The sequence below is a fragment of the Paenibacillus contaminans genome (genome assembly GCF_003285015.1).
GTDB classification, from domain to species: Bacteria; Bacillota; Bacilli; order Paenibacillales; family NBRC-103111; genus Paenibacillus_V; species Paenibacillus_V contaminans.
Genome location: NZ_QMFB01000002.1, coordinates 485,622 through 509,156 on the forward strand (window position 1 = coordinate 485,622; position 23,535 = coordinate 509,156).

Genomic DNA, 23,535 nt, shown 5'->3' on the forward strand with positions numbered 1-23,535 from the left:
ATTATTCCTTCAACGAACCGATAAGCGCTCCCTTAATGAAATATTTCTGGAAGAACGGATACGTAAAAATAACCGGCAGCGTCGTAAACACGATGATCGCGTACTTCAACTGAATGTTCGTCAGCATGGAGTAAGCTGCGTTTTTGGCGTCTTCCATCGTGACGACCGTCTTTAAATCCACCGTCTGCTGAACGACGACTCGGTACAAGTACATTTGCAGCGGATGCAGCTTCTCGTTCGGCAAATAAACGAGCGCGTCAAACCAGCTGTTCCAAATGCCCACGACCGTATAGATCGCGATAACCGCAAGAATCGGCTTCGAAATGGGCACGATGATCCGGAAAAGCAGCTGCCAATGAGAGGCTCCGTCCACGCTGGCCGATTCCCGGATCGCTTCCGGGATCGTCGTAAAATAGGTTCTGACCAGAATGATGTTCCAGATGCTGACCGCGCCGGGAATAATGATCGCGAGCATCGTATTGTATAGTCCCAGCTTGTTGACAAGCAGGTAACTCGGGATTAACCCGCCTCCGAAATACATGGGGATCAAGAGGAAAGCGATCACCCATTTGCGCCCCTTCAACTTGCGTACGGTAAGCGGATAGGCGCCCAATACGGCCATCAGGCAATTCAGGAGCATCCCGACGATTACGTAGATTAACGTATTGGAGTATGCCCACCACATTTTGGCGTCCTGCACAATCAGCTCGTATGACCCGAGAAAAAAGCCCTTCGGATACCAAAATACGTTCATAGCCGCCACTTCCATCGGCGAGCTGACGGACAGGATGATAACCAGATAGAACGGATAAAGCGTGATGATACAAATCGCGAGCGCAAGCGCATACAGGATGACGTCGACTGCGGTCGAGCCTTGGCTGATGCGGTTTTTGACCACGGCGGTCATTTTTTTCCTCCTTACCACAATGCGTAATCGGCGTATTTGCGGCTAAGCGTGTTCGCGATATACAGCAGCGTAAAATTGATTACCGCGATCAGCAAACCAACCGCCGTACCGAAGCTGAAATTGCCGCCGAGCAAGCCGTCGCGGTACAAGTATGTGCCGATGACGTCCGCCGTCTCATAAAGCGCGGGATTGTAAATCAGCAATATAAATTCGCTATTCGTCGAAAGCAAGCTGCCTACCGCAAAAATCAGAAGAATAAAGATCGTCGGCCGAATCGACGGCAGCGTCACATGGAGCATCTGCTTGAACCGGTTGGCGCCGTCCATTTTGGCGGCTTCGTACAAGCTCGGGTCGATCGCCGACATCGCCGATAAATACAGGATGCTGCTCCAGCCGAACGACTTCCATATGCTCGTAATCGTATAAATCGCCGGAAAATAGCCTGGCTCCGTCGTGAACGAAATCGGCGTTCCGCCGAACAGCTCGATAATGGCATTCACGACCCCGTCCATATTGATGAAGGACAGCAGCATGCCCGCTACGACGACGTTTGATATAAAATGGGGCAAATAGCTTGCCGTTTGCACAAACTTTTTAAACACACCGTTCTTCAGCTCGTTCATAAGCAGCGCAAACAGAATCGGCACCCAAAAGCCGAAGGCAAAAAAGTAGAAGCTTAGGATGAACGTGTTGCGCATTAGTCTCGCGAAATACGGACCGTTGAAAAAATCGACGAAATGCTTGAAGCCAACCCAGTGAACGCTTCCATCAAATGCGAGAAAAGGTTTTCCCGGGTAATAATCCTGGAAAGCGATTACAACTCCGTACATCGGGATGTAACTAAAAATAAAGATGTGCAGCAAAACAGGAAGCATGATCAAGTAAAGCTGTACGTTCTCGCGAAAGCGAAAAAGCGAAGGCTTATTCGGTTGACTGCTTGCGATGTCGATCTCCCCCTTTCACTTGGCGATTGCGGTTATCCGGGCCCGGTCCGCATGCTAATCATATAGGAGCCTTGCAAAGCGGGGCAAGCAACATAATTTGCTCGGCTTCGCAATATTTTCGCGCCGGTATTTACGGCGATTTCACGCGGTAAACGCTTGATTTACGCCTTCGGCGGGCCTTTGGCAGCATCATTGTTCGGCTGACGGTACGCGGGTTAGCTCAAGCTTCCGCCCAAAATCGCCTCGCGTTGTCGAGCGCTATTTTCGTTGCCTGCACGCAAGGCTCCAGCCCCTCGAACTCGATGGACAAGTCGCCGTCATACCCCGAATGTTTTACGGTCGCCAGAGCGGCACGAATATCGAGATCCCCTTGGCCGACGATTGCGCCCCGCAAATAAGTGCCATTCGCGGAGCGGAACCAGCCTGCGCCGGGGTCGAGGTCCGCCGGTCGGCGGTAGAAGTCTTTGACATGCACCATAGATGCAAGGGCAATGTTGTTCCGCACGCCCTGAACCGGCTCTTCGTCTACGCAGACGAAGTTGCCGATGTCGAGCGTCGTCCGGAAATTGTCCCGGCCGACCTCCTGAACAAGCTTGCGCACGCGCGCGCTGGCCTGTATATAGTAGCCGTGGTTTTCTACGCTCGTCGTAATGCCAAGCGGCGCCGCATAATCCGCGATCTCACAGCAGGCGATAATAAGACGCGGCAGATCGGCGGCGAATTGCCCGTCCGAAAGGTCCACCGAAGAGGCGACGTCGTGCCTCATCCGTTTGACGCCGAGATCGGCGGCGATGTCCACCTCCCGTTTGACGCGGGCGATTTCCCGCTCGAACGCTTCGTCGTCAAGACCGGCGAACTGCGCGCCGATCGCATAATTGGACAGCGGAAGACCGCGATCGGACGCCCGCTTCTTGATCGCAGCAATCAGCTCCGGCGTCTTCGCCAGCTCGATGACGCCAGACACAATTTCGACGTGTTCGCCGCCGATATCCGCGATGCAATCGATCGCATCCAGAATGCTCATCGCTCCGGTCTGCATGTTTTGCGCGAAACAGTAGGTGCTTACCCCTAGCTTCATAACCGAACCTCCTCGCCCTTCGTTGCGGATTCGTAAATGCCGCACAATATTTTCATCATTTCCACACCGTCCGACACCGGACTGAGCGGCTGCTCGCCCGTGATTACGCAGGAAATGAAGTGATCGATCTCTCCCTGGAACGCCGCTTCGCCCTGGAAACCAGGGTGATCGGTTTGCGGGAGCACATTCAAAATCGTGTCATGCTTCTCGGTGACGATCATGACGCCGGGCTCGACTTCCAAGCCCCCCTTGTCTCCGTACAGCTTCAATACCGTCTCATCCTGCTTGGCATGGAGCGAGAAGCTGACGTCGACCATCAGCGAAGCGCCGTTCTCAAACCGGATGAGCGCATTCGCCATATCTTCCACCGTATTCTTCGAGGCATCGTAGTCCGCAGCTTTATAGAACGAAAGATTGCGGATATGCGCGCGGTTGCCCAGCTTCCGGTACGTATTGGCGCTGACGGATACCGCTTTGGGCTTGCCCATCAAATACCAGCTCAAATCGATAATGTGAACGCCGATATCGATCAGCGGGCCGCCGCCGGACCGCTCGACGTCCGCGAACCATCCGCCGGGATTACCCAAGCGGCGAACGCAGGTCGCTTTGGCATAGTAGAGATCGCCGAATTCGCCCTTCCTGGCGAACTCGTTAAGCATGCGCGCGTTCGGATCGAACCGCCGCACGTACCCGATCTGCAGCAGCCTGCCGGACTTGCGAACCGCTTCCTCCAAACGCAGCGCCTCCTCTACCGTCCGGCACATCGGCTTTTCCACAAGCACATGCTTGCCGGCTTGCAGCGCGGCGATCGCGATTTCCGCATGCGTATCGTTCCAAGTGCAGATGCTGACGGCGTCGATCTCGGAATTGGCCAACAGCTCGCGGTAGTCGGTATATACGCGCTCCGCTCCGTATTTGTCCGCGGTTTTCCGGGCGCGCTCTTCGTTCAAATCGCAGACCGCCGCAATGACTGTGCGGATGTTTTGCCGGTAAGCGTCCAGATGGCATGCCGAAATGGAACCCGTTCCGATCACACCCACTCGTACCTGATTCAAACTCCCCACTCTCCTTATCTTTAATGGCTGCTTGCTTCCCCATGAAGCCGGACAGCTATTGCCTATCATAAGGGAGCGTCCGAAACGGAGGCCACAAACATAATTTGAACGGCTGCGCAATATTTTCTCGGCGCGTGGCAAAGGCTGCGGTCAAGCTGAATGAACCTGCGCAGCTTATGACAATGAACAATTCACGGCATTGATATATCCCGAAACCATTCCCGGGTAATAAAAAAACAATGCGCCGGATAGACGCATTGCGTGGCATAACTGTCGCTTATTGTTTTGAGGACCGTAAACTCAAGAATAAAGAAAGCTTTTTACGGCGGCTGTGAATGCAGGTAAGTCATCATCATGCACAAAATGTCCGGCACCGTCTATCGTCACCATTTTGCAATTCGGAACAAGCTCGGAAACTTCCATCAATTTGTTCTGGGGAATTTCGCTGGAGCCGCCGCCTATAATCAGAGTCGGTACGGTAATATCGGTGAGACGGGCCCACCATTCGGGATCCGGTTCATTCAGCTGTTGTAGTATCGAAGTCAAAGCCAGCCAATCGAACGGCAAGGGACCCGCAGGCTCGGGCGGCAAATCAAACCGCGTGCCCGAAAAAGGTGGAGGCGTGTCTACGACGACCAGCCTTTCCAGCCTCGACGGATATGTTTCCGCGAAAAGATAAGATACCGTACCTCCCATTGAATGGCCGAGTAGCGTAAAGCGTTCCAAATTCATAACATCCGCAAAATGAAGCAAGTCATTGCACATCAATTCAAACGTGTACGTGCCGGTTCTGGCGCTTCCGCCATGCCCCCGTTGATCCAGAGCCAAAACGCGGTATTTTTCTCCTATTGCGGCAACCGCTTGATCCCATGATTCCGCATCTTTTCCCAGCGCGTGAAGGATAACCAACGGCGGTGCGGAAGGATCACCGTACTCGCGGTATTGAAAAGGGAGTCCATTCAACTCTATTTGATTTACCCGTGTTTCCATCCGTTCAGCCTCCTAAGGCGGGTTCGCCGATCGAATCCCGTTTATTTTCACTGCTTGCAAAATTCCTCGATAATTTGCCGCTCTATTTCTTCTATCGGAAGCTTCTGAGGGTAGGTGGCTATCATTAGCATGATGCCTTGAAGCGCAGATGAGAAATACAAGGACCGTTTCCTTGGTTCCTTAACTCCCAATTTTTCAAATATTTCGCACTGCAGCTCGAACAGTCTTGCGTTTTCTTCAACAAGCAGCTTGCTGTATTTAATCAGCTCTTTATCAGCCTCCGGCTGCGTTTGCAGGTGCAAATAAAACCTGTGAACTTCCGGATTTTGACGGATATTATCGATTGCGCCTTTCACGATATGTTCAAGCTGTTGACCGGGCAGCTCCAATGAAGCTGCTCCTTCCATTACTTCGACCACTTCTTTCATTCGGGTGTTTACCATTTCGGAAAGCAGTTCTTCTTTCCCGCTGTAATAGTTGTATAGCAGTCCTTTCGAAATCCCCGCTTGCGCCGCTATATCGTTAATTGACGTGGCATAATACCCTTGTTTAATAAACAACGCCATTGCAGCGGCACAAATTTTTTCTTTGGAAAGCTGGCGAATCCGATCATTTTCTTCAGCTGTTCGCGGCATTTAGCTCATTCCTCCGTAAAAGCGGTAATAGGCAACTACAAATCGTAAGAGTGAGAGCGCGTCAAGGATCGCTTAGGATCAATAGGCCCACCTCTACCCATCCTCGATTTTTCCTGAAATTTCATTTTAATTTTATTATCGAATGAACGTTTAGTCAATAGAAAAAAGCACAAAAAACCACCGCCTTTTCGGGCGATGGCGTTACCGATTTTATGGAGTCAAAGCTTTTTGATTTCTTCCTCCGATAATCCGGTCGCTTCCGCGATCTTTTGGAGATCTACCTCGAGTGCAAGCAATTTGCGCGCAATTTCCTTTCTCCCTTCTTCCTTGGCATCCGCAATAATGCTGTTTCGTTCATATCTGGAAAATTCCCGCGCTTCGTACAAACGCAGCGTGTCTTCATCGCCGCTAAGCCATTCAAGCCGTTCTTCGGCTTTTTTAATGACTGGATCCATGCTCATCAGCTCCTCCAATTGATTTTCCGGAAGTTTTTCGTCCAGAAACAGCAGCCATCGATGCAGCGGATTATGAAAGTCTTTCCGGCTGCGTCTAAACTTCGGGTATTCAATGAAATGAATTTCTATGACATCCGTAAGCATTACCGTTTTGTCAAAATCCTCATATAGATGAAACGAGCTATGAAACCGCGCCGTGTTTAAATAAGTAAAATCGAGAATGTTAATCGTTACGGTTTTCTTAAGATCCCCGTATGCGCCCCCTGCTTTGATGGATTCTACAAACATTTTCCCGAGTTACCGATCTCCCCTCATTATAGCATTTATAAGCATGGTTCTGAGTATGCAATCATTATGCAGAACACTCGTTCTTACTAAGAGAAAAATTACGGAATCCCCTAGCAAAACAAGGATAAACGGCTTCGCCGTCCTTTAAGGACAGGCGCGTTTACCGGTGAAATATCAGGCATAAGCAATTGTGAAACAAATAAATTCTGATATTTAAAAAAAAGCTCTTGCACTGCAATCGCAGCGCAAGAGCTAAACGTCTAATTTTCGTTTACCTTGACCAGCTGTACATCGTCGATGTAGACGACTTCTCCGCTCGCAAAACCGATCAGCTCAAGTCCGATCTCCAAATTCCGCACCGGCGTCCCATTATAAGCTTCCGGGATATCTCCAGTCCACTTGATCTGTTTCCACGTTCCCCCGCTTGTAGAAGCGCTCACGACTTCGCTCGAGAATATGCCGGAATAATAGCCGTTCCCGTCCGGGATTAAATTTCCGTTCGCATCCTTGCTGTACAAATACAGCTTAACCGTTCCGTTCGTCTGCGATTGCTCCGGCGTCAAAATATAAGCTGTAAACTCGTAGCGTCCGTTTTGCGATAGCCCAACCGTAATGTGAGGCCAGGCCAGATTCATGCCTACGGCTTTTAAGCTGTAGCTCCCTGTCCGATGCCGTTCACCGCTTCGCTCCATAACCGAACCCGGTGCTTGCGGCTCCGCCGTATATACCCACGGGTACGCCAGCTCGCCTGCGCCGTAGCCCTCTTCGAACGACGGATTCGTGTTGACGGGAGCGCCGGAATCCGCAGCGACGATAATGCCGGCGCTGTCCGTCGGCGCTTGGTTTTTGTAAGAAATCCGGTAAGCGAAGGTCTGCTCCGCTGCTGCCGACGGGATGGACGGCACCGTTAACGACGCAGTTTTCGTATCAGCGTTCCACGTCACTGCGCTTGGCTGCACGTCGACGGTTGCAATACCGTTCACGATCAGGCGAACGTTGAAATCTGCTGCGGCGGGCGCCACGCTCGGAATATCGCTCAGTACCGCATGCACCGTTCCGTTCACTGCACTCACGCTTGTAACGGCGGTCTCGCCTTGCGGAGAGCCCAGCTCCCTCAGCTCGAAATCGTCAACGTATACCCAGCCGGTTCCAAGATCGTTATAAATAACGATCGTCGCATGCGAATATTGAGCCGGAACGACGGTGTGAATGACATATTGCTCGTACTCGGTCGAGTTGACCGTTACATAGTCGCCGGCTAATCCGACGCCCGGCACATCCCAGTAATTGATGCCGATCAAATTTTTCTTCCCTGCCGAGTCCGCGATTTTTCCGAAAAATTTCAATACGTACGTTTTTCCAGGCTGTAAAGTCACATTCTGCTCGCGGCTGCTTACGTTGACACGAAGCGCCTTGCCGCCGCTAAACGCATCGTAGGTTACTTCCGCTATCGTGTTCCCGAAATAGACGTCCCAATCGTTCAACTCCTCTTCAAACCCCGGGTTTTGGATAATATTCGGTCCCGTCGGATTGCCGTCGGCAAGGGTTAGCATGAGCCGCGCCTTGTTTCGAATATCGGCAAGCGTTGCATGCTCGGCCAGATCCTCCAACCGCAAGTGAGCCGACCCGCCGGCGCCCTCCCGCTTCAGCCAAGCGACGATCGCATCCGTCTCTTCGCTCGTTACGCCCGACCATACGCGGCCAAACCCGCCAAATGTATTGCCGTAGGCAATCGGCCCCCAAGAATGCTGCTTGACGGGATCGACCGAAAATTGCTTAATCAGCTCCAGACGTTTATCCGCCAATGTCATTTGCTCCACTACCGCATCAATAAGCGCTAAAGCCTCCGTCTCATTGCCGGGCTCAGGTACTGCAGTATTCCGGGGATAACTGAGCGTTGACGCTTCGTAATATTCGAACATGAGGAGCAGGTCGTTCGCCCGTTTCTTTTGAACCTGCGTTTGGGCTTTGGCCACAACCGATTCAAGCAATCGCCTGCTCTCTTCTATATCGTCCTTGGAAACGGCCGACAAGTATGTGTCATCGAATAACGGCAAATAATTCGTTCTCGGCTGTGAAGCCTTCCATCTGCCGTACCAATCGCTTTGGAAAATGTCTTGCTCCCAGAAACGCTCCCAGATTTCGTAATACGCCCGTAAATCCGGTGCGGCAGAGGCTCCCACCGCTCGTTCGTACCATTCGTCAAGCAGCGCATCGGCATCCTGATTCGGGTTCCACTGCAGCCGGCCGGCAAGCCAAGGCTTCGGTCCTTCCGCGAAGTTAATGACGAACTCGCTGTAAAAAGCTTTCACGCCGCTCTCTGCAGCAAACTTATACACATCGGACATGTTCTGAAAATACGTGCGAGGCACCATGTAAATCCCGCCGTAAAGATACTCGTAGAAAGCTATCGTCGCTCCCGTAGCCACCCAGTCTTCCGTTAATTGCTGTCCCTCGTCGCGCATGTCCGGGTCGCTCCAGGTCATTCGGTCATCGGTTATATAAACGACGACTCGCGGGTCGATCTGCAAACCTGTCGGCGGATCGTAAAGATTGAAGTAGGCGATCGTCCCGAATTTTTTATCCGGATATTCCGCGAATACGCCCGCCGCCACTTGATTCACCCAATTGAAATAAATATTGGACATATCGACCATGCCGATGGAGTTAAGCTTATTCGGATAATCGGGATGAGACGGTTTTGCCTCGCAGAAGTTGGCCGTGTCGTTCATGCTGAGCGAATAAGAGCTTGCTTCAGGATGAGCGGCAAAATACGCCTTAATGTTTCGGACCGCCTCGTCGACGATGCCCGGCGCCGTGAAGCACGGCTGCCAGCCGTTAATCGGATTATGCGGATCGTCCAGATTCGCTCCGGCCGTATAAAATTCCGGATGGGTGTCCTTATATTTCGACGGCGGAAATAAATCCGTCATATTATGATTGATTTCGGGGCGGTCGCCAAGACGAGCGTTTTTACGCCACTCTTCCCTTACCGGCGTATTCGAAATGTATCCGTCGAACGTTCGCGAATAAAATACCGGTTCGTCGCGCACCTGATCGCCGCCCGGTACGTATAAGCCCGCATGCTGCGGCACGTCCTCCCAGTCTTCACCCGGCATCAGCCAGCGTACGCCGACATAACGCTCCAAAAAATCGCTGACGCCGAATTCGGTTCCGAGTGGGGTCGGACCGGCGATCGTAATCCGGTTGTCGTTCCGATGAATGACGAAGCCCTCCCCGGCCAACCCCTGCAGCAGCTCCGACTGTTCCTGCTCCGTCAGCCACTCTTTGCCGACATAGATTTGCGTCTGCGGACCGGAAGCGGAACCGTTCGCAAACCCAGCCCCTGTCGACGGCAGGCTTCCCGCAACCGGCGATCTTTCGTCGCCCTCCATGTCGTTTTGCTGCACAAACCGCGCATCGTCGATATAGACAATTTCTCCCGGAGCGAAATCCATCATTTCCAATCCGATTTGCACGCGGCTTACCGGCTTCCCGTTGATTTCTTCCGGGAGATTTCCTTCCAGCAGCAGTGGCTTCCATGCGCCGCCGCTTTCAGCTGCGTCTGTAAACTCGCTTTTGAAAATGCCCGAATAATACCCGTTCCCGTCGGGGAATAAATTTCCGTTCGCATCCAGGGCGTACACGTATAATCGAACCTTACCATCTGTCTGAGTACCCGGCGGCGCATAATAGTATCCGGTAAATTCGAAATCGCCGTGCCTCGTCAACGCAATATCCTGATTAAGCCAAGCCAGATCGATCCCGCTTGCCTTCAAGCTGTGGCTGCCGCTTTTCGCCTGCTCGCCGCTTCGCAGCATCACCGTGCTTGAGGTACGGCTGTTATACCAATACCTCCACGGCTTGGCGTCTTCTTCACCCGCGTATCCGATTTCGAACGAGGAGTTCAAGTTCAACGCCGCTTGGGCATCCGCCCCGATCATTACGTCGACGCTCTCCAGTGAGGCTCCGTTTTGGTACGCAACCCGGTAGGAGACGCTCTGCTGAACTGCCGCCGCAGCTACTGCGGGCACCGTAAGCGTCGCCGTTTTCGTCGCTGCATCCCACGACAAGGAGCTAGGGATTGCAGCAGCGGCAGCGGCTCCGTTTACGATAGGTGTAACGGAAAAATCCGCGGCGGCGGGTATTGTCGCAGGCTCAATGTAAAACTCAAAATGAACGACGCCGTTCTCCGCCGTTATTTTATCCGATGTGGAATCGTCCACAACCAAAGCCAGCTCCGCCCCCGTCGATTTCTTCACATATTCGATCAGCTTGCGGGCCGCTTTCTTCGTCAAATCGTCCGCAACGGCGGAGACAATAACGGAGGCTGCTGGGCTGCCGTTCTCGACAATTGCCAGATCCTCCGGCGCCGATGTCGGCGTTGGAGCCGGCGATGTTGTTGCCGTAGGTGTCGGCGATGCCGGTGTCGATGTGGGCTCCGGTGTCATTGTCGATGTCGGTGTTGCCGTTGGCTCAGGCGTTGTCGTCGAAGTCGGGGCCGGTGTTATTGTCGGTGTAGGCGTCGGCGATGCCGGCGTCGTTGTTGGTGTCGATGTCGGCGTCGACCCGCTTTCCGTTTGCCCGGATGCCTGATCGGGAGTTGTCAGTTCGTCAGCGTCAGTAACCGCCCTGGACTCGATCGTCGCGGAAGTGTGCTTTGCAAACGACGCCTTTTTCGGACGCTTGCTCAAAACCGCGCCGGTTGCGTTAAAAACAGCCAGCTCGATTTCGCCTTCTCCCGTAACGTTCGCCGCCGCATCGAAAATCATGGTGCGTACCGCAGCGTTCGGTCCCAGCTTGAAGCCGGCGCCTTGCGTACGATTGCGTATTTGCCCGAAGGTACCGTTGAGCGTTACGGAAGCTCCTTGAGCTTCGCCCTGCATATTGACTTCTATATCCGTAAACCCGCCGCCTGCCCCGGAAAGCCCTTCTTCCTCAAGCGTTCCTCCGGAAAGCATTTCCGTTTGCGGTATTTGCGTCGATCCGGAAGCCACTATGCGAATTTTCGAGTTCCGTTTGTGGACGAATAATTTCCCTTCCAGCGACGAATTCCTTATGTAGATGCTGTTCTCGCCGCCTCCCCATACGTAGGTATGGCCTTTGACCGTAACGCCGTCGAGCGTAACGTCCCCTTCCCCGACGCCCTGCGTAATGAACAAATTGCCCGGAACGACGAGGTTATGCAGTTGAACGCCGGATGCGCTAACGACCAGGTTTCCGGAAACGTCGCCGGTCATGGTCCCGCTCTCCCGAACCATCGTTCCCGCCACATTATCGAGCAGCTGTACGACCTCCGCCCGCGTAATATTGCCTTTGGGAACGAAAGCTCCGCCTTCTCGCCCTTCAATAAAACTTCCGGAACGCAAAGCCGCGACGGCTTCGGCCGCATAACCCGCTATTTGATCGGCATCGCTAAATCCGTCCTCTTCCCGTCCGCTTGCGGCGATCTGAAAAGCTCTGGCGACGATGACCGCCGCATCTTCGCGGGTGATGTACCGATTCGGCTCGAATCTGTCAGCATCCACCCCTTGAACGACCCCCGCGGCATAGGCCCCGGCGACGGAACCCGCAAACCAGGAATCCGCGGTTACATCTTGGAACGGGTGCTCCGGCTTCTCGGCAAAATGAAACACCCGGTCGAGAAAAGCGACAAATTCCGCTCGGGTTGCAAGCGTATCCGGCCCATACATGCCGTCTTCATAGCCGTCCACCAGTTGCAGCCCGATCCATTTCTTCATGACGGACTCGGACCAGTGTCCCGTAAGATCGGAGAGGCGGGAATCGACGCCCGCCGTCCCCGCGTAGGCGGCCGAACCGGCCTGAAAAACCGTCGTAACGATGACGCAGACAGACATTACTATAGAAAGAACGCGTTTCAATCTTCTGCTCATGCAGCTGTCATCTCCTTAATTCGTTTTGAAAAATAAATGAATACGCTTACATTAGTAGCGGATGCAAAGAGCCTTGCTTCGGCAGGTTCTCCGGCATCCTTTTCTTCCTCCTCTCCTTCGTTCGACTTCCCGGTGTCAAATAGGCTGAACAACGAGCGGGCGTTTGTTTTGCGTTTCACCCATCGGACGGATTTTCGGAGCTTTTCCCCAATCCCTTCCCTCCTTTCCCAAACGGCCGAAAGCCCTGCTCTCGGCTTTCCCGAACAGCCGTTACCCTTTCGTCGCGCCCATCGTCGCACCGGCCATAATTCTTTTCTGGAACAACATATAGAAAATGATCGACGGAACCATCACGATAACGACTCCGGCAAACATCGTCACCCAGTCCGAGGTGTACTGCATTTTCATATTCGCCTGATACATGTTGACCCCGATCGTATATTTGGAAGGATCGCTCAAATAAATCAAAGGTCCCAAGAAATTGTTGTATAGCCCCAGAAACTTAAAAATAGCAACGGTCACGATGCCCGGCGTCGATAACGGAACGATAATCCTCCAGAACACCTGGAACAACGACGCCCCGTCGATAAATCCGCTCTCCTCGAGATCCTTCGGAAGCGACGACATAAACCCGCCGAGCAGCATGAGAAAAAATACGTTCTCCCCAAAGCTGTCCAAAATGATCAGCCCTGTCAGACTGTTCGTTAAATTCAGCGTTTTCATCAAAATGTACTGCGGCACCAGCGCATTAATGCCCGGCAGAAACAGAGACAGCATAATGAGCGACCAAATGAACGTTCTCCCGCGAAACTGCATCCTCGTCAGCGCATAAGCGTTCAGCGTCGTCAAAAGCGTCCCCAAAACAAGGCTGACTCCCACGTAATAAAACGTGTTTACCAACGATTGGCCCACATTATAGCCGATCCATGCTTTCGTATAGTTGCTCCAATGCAGCTTGGAAGGAAGCGCCCAAATGTCCTGAAAAAACTCCGCATTCGTCCGCAGCGACTGGAATAAAATCCAAACGACCGGAAAAATAATCGATAAAGCCCACAACAAAAGCAAGAGCCGCCACACCCAATCCATAAGCGTCCGCCGCTCTTCCATAACATCTCCCCCTCTTGATCCAACAACGAGCCGGCCAGCTAAAACTCGACGTTTTCCTCCGGATAATATTTGTCGATGATGAATTTGGCGGCCACAAGAATGACAAACAAAAACATGCCGATAGCCGATGCATATCCGTAATTGTGGTAGTCCTTGCCGAAGGCGAGATTGAACATGTACAAGCCGATGACGTCCGTCGAGCCTTCAGGCCCCCCGTTAGTCAAAATCAAAATCAGCTCGAAGCCCTTGATCGTGCCGAGCACGACAAACACCACGCAGACGCGTATGACGCTTCTGATCAGCGGAATCGTGATGCGGAACAGCATCGTCATCGGACGGGCTCCCTCCAGAACGGCCGCTTCGTACAAGGATTTAGGGATCGCGCTCATCGCATTGATGAAAATGACGACGTATAGGCCGACACCGCCCCAAACCATCGGGACGACCAGCGCCCAGAAGGCGGTTCTCGAATCGCCAAGCCAGTAAAAGCCGTTCATGTCCGCGCCGAAAATGCCCAAAATCCCGTTAAGCAGCCCGTAGCTGCCGTCATAAATGAACGCCCACAAAAGCGCAATAACGACTGTCGACAGCACGTTCGTAAAAAAGTAAAGCACCTTGTAGAAAGGATTTTCCCTGTATGACTTATTGTTCAGCAAATAAGCGAGAATCAAAGAAATCAGCACGATCAATGCCGGAACGACAAGCATGAACAGCAAATTATGATACAGCGCGCGCCAAACGAACCTGTCCCCGACCATATGCACAAAATTATCGAACCCGACAAATTTCGATTCGGTCAGTCCGTCCCAATCAAGCAGCGAGTAATAGACGGACAGCAGGTTCGGATACAGGGTAAACAACAAATAGCCTAGCAGCGACGGAGCGATCGCGATAAACAGGAATACGGATTTTTGTCTGCTCGCTTTGGTTGATCCGGATCGCTTCCTTACGACTGCTTCGTTTCTTTCCAAGCCTGCGTTCAAAGAGTCTCCTCCTTACTTGCAAAATGGAGGGGAGGAACGGGCCTCCCCGAATTTGCGGTTAACCGCCGTCATCCAATGCCGAACGCTCCCTGTGAGCCGGCAAGACAGGAAGATCTGCCGGCTCGTTGCGGGAATGACGCTGTTGAAGCAAAAAGCATCTGCCTGTGCAGGTAGCAGCGGTGTTCGCAGATGATAGCATTGCTCGCGGGATGGCTGCGCTGCTCGCGCAATTCGAATTTGCCCACTTGGAGCAGGAGTAGCGCCTTTTTCTGCCTCTCGAGTCCGAAAATACCCGCTTACAGAGCGGTTTTTACCGACTCTCCATGAAAAAAGCCTCTCCAATTGGGCGATTTCGGACTACAGTGCACCACCGCCCCTATCCCGTCTCTCTAATCGGGCGATTTCGGACTACAGCGCACCACCGCCCCTATCCCGTCTCTCTAAGCGGGCGATTTCGGACTACAGCGCACCACCGCCCCTATCCCGTCTCTCTAAGCGGGCGATTTCGGACTACAGCGCACCACCGCTCCTATCCCGTCGCAACCCGCCGGAACTAAGCGACTCGGCATCGGACTAGCGGCGAGCTGTTCCCCGTTATTGCGGCCGGTCTTTCTCGATCGCTTTTTGCAGCAGCTTTTCCGCTTCCTCCAGCACCGGCACGGGATCCTTCTTGCCGGTCGCGACGGCGGTAATCAACTCGCTGACCAGTTTTCCCGCCTGCCCCGCCTCCGGACTGGTCGGGTAGAAGTTGCGCCGCGAAGAGACGTACTGCACGTTATGCTTTGTCGTATACTCCATGACAGCGGCCTGTACGGGCTGAAGCTTGGCGATACGGGCGGCATCCTTGCCGTAGTCGAGCCTCCCCGGATATGTCCCTGCCTCAGACGCCAGCGTTTCTTGAATACTGAAATCATATAAGCTTAAAATAAATTCCTTGGCCCATTTTTTAGTAAGGTCTGGTTTAGCCTTCCAGATGGCAAATCCGACGTCGGCCACGCCCGAATTGATGAAAACGGTCTGGTTCGCATCGTTCGTTGCCGGAATCGCCATATAGCCCCATTTGAAATCGGCCGGCGTATGCTCCTTCATCTCGTTGCCGACCCAATCCCCCGTAGCTACGAGCGCGGCTTTACGCTGCAGCACCTGCATTTGCGACTGCGTGTGGTTGAGCGCCGCCACTCCCTCCGGGAAATAACCCTTTTTGCCGAACTCGTACATCCGCTTCCATGCTTCTTTGTTCTCTTCCGTCGTGTACTGCGGTCCCTTGAAATCGCGGAAATTGGCGATGTAACCGTCGAATTTACCGTTCGCTTTGGCTAAATCGAACGGAATCATATTGAACGCATAATCGGTCAAATAACCTGCGTAAACGCCCGGAAACGTAATCGGAATGACGCCGGCGGCCTTAATTTGATCCAGCAGCGCCACAAATTCGTCCCAGGTAGCCGGACTCTTGTTCCAGCCGTTTTTATCGAACAGGTTTTGATCGAAGAACAAGCCGGCCGTATAACCGCCAAGCGGCACCTTTGTCGTATAGCCGAAAGACAGCGCCGCATCGTAAGCGTCATCCGAAATGACGGAACGAAGCTTTTTGCCGGCTTCCCCCGGTACATCGCGCTCCCATAAGTCGTCCTGCGGCTCGAATTTGCCGGCTTTGGTCAATCTGACGTATTGTTCACCCGCCGAGAAGCTCGGGGTAAACATATCGAACATGTCTTTATCGTCGCCCGAGGCGATTTTCGGCTCGAGTATCGTCGACAGCGTAGGCGAAGCCGTAATGTCGAAGCTCACGTTCGGGTATTTTTCGGTAAATTTTTTGACGGCCGTATCCATCCATGCGCGACCGGACCCGCTTTCCCAGAAGCCGACCTTGATAACCACCTTCTCATCCTTCGGCAGTCCGTTCTCCGGATACACGTTCGCTTCGGTTTTCGTACCTCCACTGTTTGTCGGTGCAGGCGAGCCGGAGCTTTCCGTTTTTCCCCCGGAGCTATCCGTACATCCGGCCAACAGCGAAAGAGCCATCATGAACGACAAAGAGATAACGCTTACATTTCTCATCTATGTATTCCCCCTGAAATCATTATTTTTGGCGTTTTAAGATCGATCGTGCGGTCAAGTCATTCATGCAAGTCATAGTGCAAGTCATCGTGCAAGTCATCGTGCAAGTCGTTCTTTCAAGTCTCTCTTGCAAAGCCTTCGCGCTCAAACGATTCCCGCAAGCAGCCGCTTGGCGTTCAGCCCCAAAATATCGAGCTTCACCGATTCGGGAATGTCGGCGAACGCAACATGTCCGATTTCCCAGCAAATATTATTGAAAATCGTATCGCTTGAAAAAAGAATTTTGGCGGTATCCGCTTTCCGTACGATCGCTTCCAGCCACACCCTCGAATAAATGAAGGCGCCGTTTAAATCGAGATAAACGTTGCCGAATTCGTTAGCCAGCCCGATGGCGACCGAAATTTCCGGCTCCCTGCCGCCGCAGTGGCCCAGCAAAATTTTTGCGTTCGGGTATTTGGCTGCGATTTCCCGAAACATGGACGGCTCCGAATGCACTCCCCAGGCGTGCGCTAGCACAAGCAAACCCTTCTCGTGGGCATATTCCCACATCGGGATGTAATCCTTGCCCGTGATCGGATAACGGTTAATTTCCGGATGCACCTTGAAGCCGATAAATCTTTTGGTCAAAGGGAAGCAGCGCTCCGCCATATCCAGACTCTCGGGAATCAAAGAAGGAATATACGTCACCCAGCCCAGGAGCTTTTCATCCTTCTGCATAAAGCCGTATAGATCCAGGGTGGCCTCCAATTCCCCGCTCGCGAGCCCTCTCAGCATGGAGACCGCCGAATAATTGACGCCCATGCGCTCCATCGTCCGCTTGTATTGTACGGCCTGCTCGCTTTCGTCCAAGCAAGGAATGTAGCAGCTGTTATACGGGCCGAAATGACAATGCATGTCGATCAGCGTAATATTTTCAAAAGGAAGCCCGTTTCTCGCCAAATCCAAAATGTTCATCTCAATCCCTCTCGATCAGACGCTGCAAGTTTTTATGGGAGATGTTCGCTTTATCCGCTTCCGAAATATCGGCATACGCCAGCATCGTAATGGAAGGGCCGGGATGGTTGAACGGCATATTGCTGCCCCACAGCAGCCGTTCGGAGCCGAATAAGCCGACGGTGCGTTCATACGTCAACCAATTGTCGTTGATCGACATTTCGATATGCACGTTCGAATGCTGCTCCAGGTAGCCGTACCACATCATGTTTCGGAGGTGCGGAGCTTCCGTCAAAATAAACCGTATATGGCCGTACTTGCGGCAAAGCTCTTCAAAATAAGGATCTTCCCCAAGGTCCGAGTAAATCGAGCCGTAATTCAGCATGACGTTAAGGTTCAGCTTGCCGGCAATTTCCAGCATTTCCGCCGTATGAAAGGATGCGAGCGTATAGCCGTGTTCCTTTGGAAACAGCCTGACGAATCGGACGTCGTTATCCGCCAGCAGCCGTTCCATATGCGCCCAGCCTTTTTCGTACTTGTAGTGGGGCGAGAGCACGAAGCACGGTTCGATTTGCGGATTGTCCCGGCAAATGCCGATAAGCTTTTCGTTGCCGAACACGGGATTAAGCGAACGCGCATCCGCATGGTAGACGACCGATTTTTCGATGCCGACGCTTTCCGCCAGCCGTATGAATTGCGCTTCATCCGCAATGGGCACGCGTTCCTTTACATAAGCGCCGATCATGCCGTTCGCATCATACAACTTCATTCTCGTCGCCCCCTTGCAGGCTCTCGGCTGCAAAAAAACGCGTTATCGCTTGCAGCGCTTTCTTTTCTTTGCGGTCGATCGTTACGACGCCGTACGGACCGTAAGGCGCTTTCCAAGCCCCGATGAAATCCCAGCGGTGGTAATAGTCCGCCCAGCTCCAAACTACGGCTCCCTGCACGCCCGAATTGACGACGGCTTTCCATATGTGCTCCAAATAGGCGACCTGATACGTTTCCGTAAAACGGCTGTTTCCCTCCATGCCGTAAATACCGGGTGCGCCGAACTCCGTCAGGACAACAGGCTTTCCTGCATATTCCTCCGACGTTGCGATCAGATGTTTTTCGGTTTTGGCCCGCACCAGCTCGTCTAGCTCCGAGATATCCACGGCCGCCTGCTGATGGAACAAGCCATAGTAAAGATTGATGCAGACCAGATCGGCTTCCTCGAACGCGGCATGTCCCGGTGAGCCGATCGTTACAAAGGTCAAAAGTCGCTTCGGATCCAGCTCCCTCGCCCTTCTCAGCAGCCTGCGCACGGAGACGATGCCGTCTTCCGAGTTCGTTCCGGACTCATTGGACATGCTCCAGCAAATGATGCACGGATGATTCCAGTCACGGCGGATCATTCCTTCAAGCACCTTTTCCGCCTTATCGACGACTTCGGGAATGAACGTTCTGCCCGCCCCTTCCGTCAGCCACCAGTTCAAGGGAACTTCCCCCATATACAGCAGCCCGATTTCGTCCATAATATCCAGATGCGCCGGAGATTGCGGATAATGGACCCGGATCAGGTTGGCACCGGTACGCTTAATGTTCAGAAGATCCTCCCGGATGACGCTTTCCGGAACGGTAGGTCCGTATCCCGCGTACTCGTCGTAACGGTTGAAGCCTTTCAGCATGATCGGTTTGCCGTTCAACAAAATCCGTTTCCCCGACGTCTCGATCGTGCGGATGCCGAATCTTTGGCCGAGCTCGTCGAGAATTGTTAGTCCGTCCGAAAGCTTGGCTCTTAACGTATACAGAGAAGGGCTTTCCAAGCTCCACAGCTTGGCGCCTTCCACCTCGATCTCAAAGCGGAAAAACGCGCTCTCATCGGGCGGACACGATACGGCATGCTCCGATGCGATCGTCCGGTTTTCTGCAGGCAGCTCCAGCATTATTGTTCCATGAAAAGGTTCGGCTGTCCGATTGGCGATTTCCATTTGGCAGACGAGAAGCGCTTTATCGCCAGATGCCATAGCGGTATGTACGCGAAGCGAAGCCAGATGCCGCTTTCCGCGAGACTCGAGCGTTACTTTCTGCAGGATGCCGCCGTATTGTACCCATTCCACGACAGGTCCGCCCGGAAGCCACTCTTCCCGATGCCGGTTATCCGTACGCAATACGATTTCATTGCAGCCGTCCTCCCTTATGTAAGGGGTCAGATCAAACTCGAACGGCAGATAAGCGCCGTAATTGTCTCCCAACAAGCGGCCGTTTACCCAAACCTTCGAATAGCCGCTTACGCTGTTGAATACGATTTTCTGCAAAATATCCGATTGGATCAGCTCCGGCCCGATCTCTGCGGCGAACCAGCCTATCCCTTCGTAGCCCCAAAACGATTCTCCATACAAATCCCATGCCTTCGGGGCTTCGACCGCCATCCACCCCGACTTCTCGAAGCCCGGCTGAAACCAGCCTCTCGACTCGCCCAGATCGTCGTGATCGATCTGATAACGCCAGTCCCGAATTTCTACCGTATGTCTTTGCAAGCAGTCCCCTTCTTTCCGGCAATCGATTGATTCTTTCACAACAATTGATTCACTAGATAATGCATTTTTAACACGTATAAATAAAGATAAATACCTCATTCTTCACAATAACCCCTGAATAATCGACTAAATATTATTTTATTGATTTTCTTACTTAATCAATTATAAAAACAAACTCCATTTCTGTAAACCCTTTTTTAAAAACCTGATTTTCTAGGCATATAAATGGCTTTATTCCGCATAAAGTTGTATAATTAATTAAAATAATCAATTATTGAAGGGACGCCGTTATGAATCTCACCGAGACGCAGCTTTCTATCTTAAAATTGATCAACCTTCACGGAGAAATATCCCGCAAGGAGCTTGCCTTTCGTTCTGGGCTTTCCCAAGCTGCAGTTACGAATATTACGAAGGAATTACTCGATCAGAAATACGTCTTGGAAGGCAAAGAAAGAGCCAGCAGCGGCCCCGGCCGCAAGGAAGTGTTCCTGCACTCCAATCCCGACCGTTTCCGCTTCCTCGGAATTGACATCGGCGGCTACTGGATTCGTTTTGCGATAGCCGACAATAATATGAACCTTTTGCATCAATCATCCACACCCGTAACGGAGTTTGAGAATGATCCGGACAAGCTCGCGGCTTTAATAAGACGGCTTAACGATTTCCTGCAGGAGCATGGCGTTGACGCCCAATCGCTGGATGCCATCGGAATCGGCGTTACCGGTATTATCAATGCGGAGCAAACGCGGATTTTGAACATTCCGAACGTAGCCGGCTGGGATGACCTTCCGGCAGTCTCCGGGCTGCAGCAGGCTTTTGGCTGTCCTGTCTATCTGGAGGAAGGCGGGCGAACGATGGCGCTCGCCGAAAAACTGATCGGGCAAGCGAAAGACGTGGATAATTTCATCGTCGTTCATATCGGAAAAGGGATCGTCGCCGGCATGATGATCAACGGCCAGATCATTAGAGGAGCCAGCAATGTCGGGGGCCTCCTGGGGCATGTGACGGTGGACGAGAAAGGACGGCAATGCTTGTGCGGCAACTACGGCTGTCTGGAAATGTTCGGGCCTTATCAAATGATTGAAGAAAAATTCGAAGATTTGGACAGCTCCGGCGTCCCTCTTGCGGAAGCCTACAAGCAGAACAACAAAGCAGCATTGAACGTTTGCATCGAAGCCGGCAACGCCATAGGCATAGCCTTGAGCAACGTCGTCAATTTATTCAATCCGCAGTACATCTATTTAGGCGGCCAGCTGTTCGACAGCCTGCCTCTATTGCTGGACGAGCTCAAACGAACGGTTCGTCTGCGCGCCAACCGATTTGCCAATGTGGTTCTGAGCATAGACAAAAATTCTTTCGGCGATTTGGAAGGCATATACGGTGCTCTGATATTGGCAAAATCAAAGCTGATTCAGCTGTATCCTTAGCCATTCAAAACAAAAGAGCAGCCGGCTTCGGCTGCTCTTTGATTATTTTCGATTATCCGTTCCGTTTTTGAAAATCCGCCATAAAATCGGCGAGCGCTTTGCAGCTTTCGTACGGCACGGCGTTGTAGGTCGACGCGCGCAGATGTCCTACGCTGCGGTGGCCCTTCAAACCGACGAAGCCGTTCGCTTCGGATTCCTTGATGAACGCTTTCTCCAGCTCTTCGCTTTGCAGCTTGAACGTAATGTTCATGATCGAGCGGCTGTCCTTCGTCGCTAGCCCCTCGTAGAAGCCGCCGCTGTTATCGATCGTATCGTACACGAGAGCGGTCTTCTCGATGTTGCGCTGCTCCATGACGGAGAGACCGCCGTTCGCTTTGATCCATTTCAGAACCAGGTTAACGATATATACGGAATATGCCGGAGGCGTATTGTATAAGGAATCGTTCTTGATATGCGTGCTGTAACGCAGCATTGTCGGCACATGCTTAGGCGAGTCCTTCAGGAAGTCTTCGCGTGCAACGACTACCGTTACGCCGGACGGTCCCAGGTTTTTCTGAGCGCCGGCATAAATCATCGCAAATTTCGAAGCGTCGAACGAACGCGACAAAATATCGCTCGACATGTCGCCGATCAGCGGCACGCTGCCCGTGTCCGGGAATTCGTGGAACTGCGTCCCCGCGATCGTTTCATTCGAGGTTACGTGCAGATATGCGGCATTGTCCGGTACGCGGATATCGCTCAGCGCCGGAATGTTCAACGGTCCGCTTTCGTTCGAGCTGGCTGCAAGGAACGTTTCCCCGAACAGCTGCGCCTCTTGGTAGGCTTTCTCCGCCCAGCTGCCTGTCATTACATAAGCGCCGACCTTGTCCGCCGTAAGCAGATTCATCGGAATCATCGCGAATTGCGTGCTGGCTCCGCCTTGCAGGAAGAGCACCTTATAGCCGGAAGGCAGTCCGAGCAGCTCCAGCAGCAGCTGCTGCGTTTCGCCGTTAACTTGCTCATATTCTTTGCTGCGGTGGGAAATTTCCATAATCGACATGCCGATTCCTTTGAAATCGACGAATTCCTGCTGCGCCTGCTGCAGTACCTCAAGCGGTAGCGCCGCCGGCCCCGCATTGAAATTGTATGCTCGTTTCGTCATCGTAATCCACCTTCGCTTCAATGTAATATCGATATGATAGCAAGATTCTTGCGACGCTTCAAGCGATTAAAGCGTTTTTTGTCTCTTTTGTCTAAAAATCGGAGAAACGTGTGACGCAATCGTGAATGGATAAGCCTGCATACACGAATGCTAAATTATGATCGTTTACTTGAATAATTGAGGAGGCAGCCCAATGTCCGATGTTCGTCTCTTCGTCGCACTGCCGATGCCGGCGGCGATTAAAAGCGCTTTGAGTGAAAAATGCAGCTTGCTTCGGGAGCGGCTCCCTTTTCAAAAATGGGTTCATCCCGAAGACTTTCATATCACGCTGAAGTTTCTAGGCGACACTTCACAGGAGCAGGCGGCCAAGCTTTCGGAGCCTTTGAGAGATGCCGCCCGAACCGTCGGCCGATTTCCGCTCGCCGTCGAATCGCTGGGCATTTTCGGCCCCAATGCGGCTCCGCGCATTTTATGGGGCGGCGTGCGAGGAGATCTTGCAGCGCTCCATCGTTTGCAGCAAGCCGTGGAAAGCGCCATGGCCAAAGCGGGCTACGCGGCTGAAGAGCAGCCGTACAGGCCTCATATCAGTCTAGCACGCCGCTATAAGGGCACAGAGCCGCTGGCACGGGAGGCACTTGCTTCCCATGCGGAAGCCGCCGGGCTGCCGCTTCCGGCAGCGCAATCGGACGAGCGGCCTTCCACGGAAACGACAAAGAGCCCGCTCTCATGGCAGGCGGAAGCTTGCGTTCTGTACGTCAGCCATTTGGGGCAGTCTCCTATGTACGAAATCGTCGAGCGTTATCCTTTGAAAGGCACATAGAGCTGCATCGCAGCGGAATTCAGGGCGTATTCGGCAGCCTGAGCTGCCGGCGGAGTCGGATTTTCCGTTTTGCCGTAGTTCCGGATAATCGAAATCGTATAAGAGATCATGGCGATTCCGAGCAAAACGAACATGATGACGATAACCACTTTACTTTTCATTACGGGGCAGTTTCCTTTCCGGCTTTCCATGTCAACAAAAAACTGCCGAACCGATCGACAGTTTTTCGAATAGCTATTACGATTATACCCGTTTCCAGCCCGTTAAACAAAAGAAAACTTTGCGAACGCCAGCCGGT

Annotated in this window: 18 protein-coding genes; 2 read left to right on the plus strand and 16 right to left on the minus strand. The window is 52.6% G+C overall.

What is annotated here, in order from left to right; all coding sequences use genetic code 11:
* Position 1: 1 nt before the first annotated feature.
* From DQG23_RS06240 to DQG23_RS06310, 14 genes are all read right to left on the minus strand, one after another.
* The gene (locus DQG23_RS06240) at positions 2-907 is read right to left on the minus strand and encodes a carbohydrate ABC transporter permease (protein ID WP_113029939.1); all 906 of its coding nucleotides are present in this window, start codon (positions 905-907) and stop codon (positions 2-4) included.
* Between the two features lie 11 nt (positions 908-918).
* Complete coding sequence (locus DQG23_RS06245; RefSeq protein WP_238177772.1) at positions 919-1,737, minus strand: ABC transporter permease; 819 nt, start codon at positions 1,735-1,737, stop codon at positions 919-921.
* A 334-nt stretch (positions 1,738-2,071) separates the two neighbouring features.
* Entirely contained in the window at positions 2,072-2,929 is an 858-nt protein-coding gene (locus DQG23_RS06250) for a sugar phosphate isomerase/epimerase family protein (protein WP_113029940.1), read from the minus strand.
* Complete coding sequence (locus DQG23_RS06255) at positions 2,926-3,984, minus strand: Gfo/Idh/MocA family protein (protein WP_113029941.1); 1,059 nt, start codon at positions 3,982-3,984, stop codon at positions 2,926-2,928. Before DQG23_RS06255 ends, DQG23_RS06250 begins: the two co-directional genes overlap by 4 nt.
* A gap of 300 nt (positions 3,985-4,284) precedes the next feature.
* The gene (locus DQG23_RS06260; RefSeq protein WP_113029942.1) at positions 4,285-4,974 is read right to left on the minus strand and encodes an alpha/beta fold hydrolase; all 690 of its coding nucleotides are present in this window, start codon (positions 4,972-4,974) and stop codon (positions 4,285-4,287) included.
* A gap of 47 nt (positions 4,975-5,021) precedes the next feature.
* A complete protein-coding gene (locus DQG23_RS06265; protein WP_113029943.1) occupies positions 5,022-5,609 on the minus strand; it encodes a TetR/AcrR family transcriptional regulator in 588 nt (195 codons plus the stop codon).
* 218 nt (positions 5,610-5,827) lie between these two features.
* Positions 5,828-6,352: an Rpn family recombination-promoting nuclease/putative transposase gene (locus DQG23_RS06270; protein ID WP_113029944.1), complete on the minus strand. Its 525-nt coding sequence runs from the start codon at positions 6,350-6,352 to the stop codon at positions 5,828-5,830.
* Positions 6,353-6,612: 260 nt separating this feature from the next.
* A complete protein-coding gene (locus DQG23_RS06275) occupies positions 6,613-12,246 on the minus strand; it encodes a DUF4838 domain-containing protein (protein ID WP_113029945.1) in 5,634 nt (1,877 codons plus the stop codon).
* 270 nt (positions 12,247-12,516) lie between these two features.
* Positions 12,517-13,353, minus strand: coding sequence for a carbohydrate ABC transporter permease (locus tag DQG23_RS06285; RefSeq protein WP_113029947.1), 837 nt, complete (start codon positions 13,351-13,353; stop codon positions 12,517-12,519).
* A 38-nt stretch (positions 13,354-13,391) separates the two neighbouring features.
* Positions 13,392-14,336, minus strand: coding sequence for a carbohydrate ABC transporter permease (locus tag DQG23_RS06290; protein ID WP_113029948.1), 945 nt, complete (start codon positions 14,334-14,336; stop codon positions 13,392-13,394).
* Between the two features lie 594 nt (positions 14,337-14,930).
* Positions 14,931-16,397 (minus strand): ABC transporter substrate-binding protein, encoded by a 1,467-nt coding sequence (locus DQG23_RS06295; RefSeq protein WP_113029949.1) that lies wholly within the window; start codon positions 16,395-16,397, stop codon positions 14,931-14,933.
* A 144-nt stretch (positions 16,398-16,541) separates the two neighbouring features.
* Positions 16,542-17,351 (minus strand): amidohydrolase family protein, encoded by an 810-nt coding sequence (locus tag DQG23_RS06300; RefSeq protein WP_113029950.1) that lies wholly within the window; start codon positions 17,349-17,351, stop codon positions 16,542-16,544.
* A gap of 1 nt (position 17,352) precedes the next feature.
* A complete protein-coding gene (locus tag DQG23_RS06305) occupies positions 17,353-18,099 on the minus strand; it encodes an amidohydrolase family protein (protein ID WP_113029951.1) in 747 nt (248 codons plus the stop codon).
* Positions 18,086-19,849, minus strand: coding sequence for a glycoside hydrolase family 2 protein (locus DQG23_RS06310; protein WP_158560328.1), 1,764 nt, complete (start codon positions 19,847-19,849; stop codon positions 18,086-18,088). The genes DQG23_RS06305 and DQG23_RS06310 overlap by 14 nt, the downstream gene beginning before the upstream one ends.
* Before the next feature lie 290 nt (positions 19,850-20,139).
* On the opposite strand from DQG23_RS06310, the gene DQG23_RS06315 reads away from it, so the two are divergent.
* The gene (locus DQG23_RS06315; RefSeq protein ID WP_113029953.1) at positions 20,140-21,276 is read left to right on the plus strand and encodes an ROK family transcriptional regulator; all 1,137 of its coding nucleotides are present in this window, start codon (positions 20,140-20,142) and stop codon (positions 21,274-21,276) included.
* Between the two features lie 52 nt (positions 21,277-21,328).
* On the opposite strand, the gene serC is transcribed toward DQG23_RS06315, so the two are convergent.
* Entirely contained in the window at positions 21,329-22,417 is a 1,089-nt protein-coding gene (gene serC, locus DQG23_RS06320; RefSeq protein WP_113029954.1) for a 3-phosphoserine/phosphohydroxythreonine transaminase, read from the minus strand.
* A 193-nt stretch (positions 22,418-22,610) separates the two neighbouring features.
* On the opposite strand from serC, the gene thpR reads away from it, so the two are divergent.
* Positions 22,611-23,237, plus strand: a complete 627-nt coding sequence (gene thpR, locus DQG23_RS06325; RefSeq protein WP_113029955.1) for an RNA 2',3'-cyclic phosphodiesterase — start codon at positions 22,611-22,613, stop codon at positions 23,235-23,237.
* Here the strand turns inward: thpR and DQG23_RS06330 are convergent.
* Positions 23,216-23,398 carry a hypothetical protein gene (locus DQG23_RS06330; RefSeq protein WP_113029956.1) on the minus strand — a complete coding sequence of 61 codons (183 nt, stop codon included), beginning with the start codon at positions 23,396-23,398 and terminating at the stop codon, positions 23,216-23,218. The genes thpR and DQG23_RS06330 overlap by 22 nt on opposite strands.
* Positions 23,399-23,535: the final 137 nt, after the last annotated feature.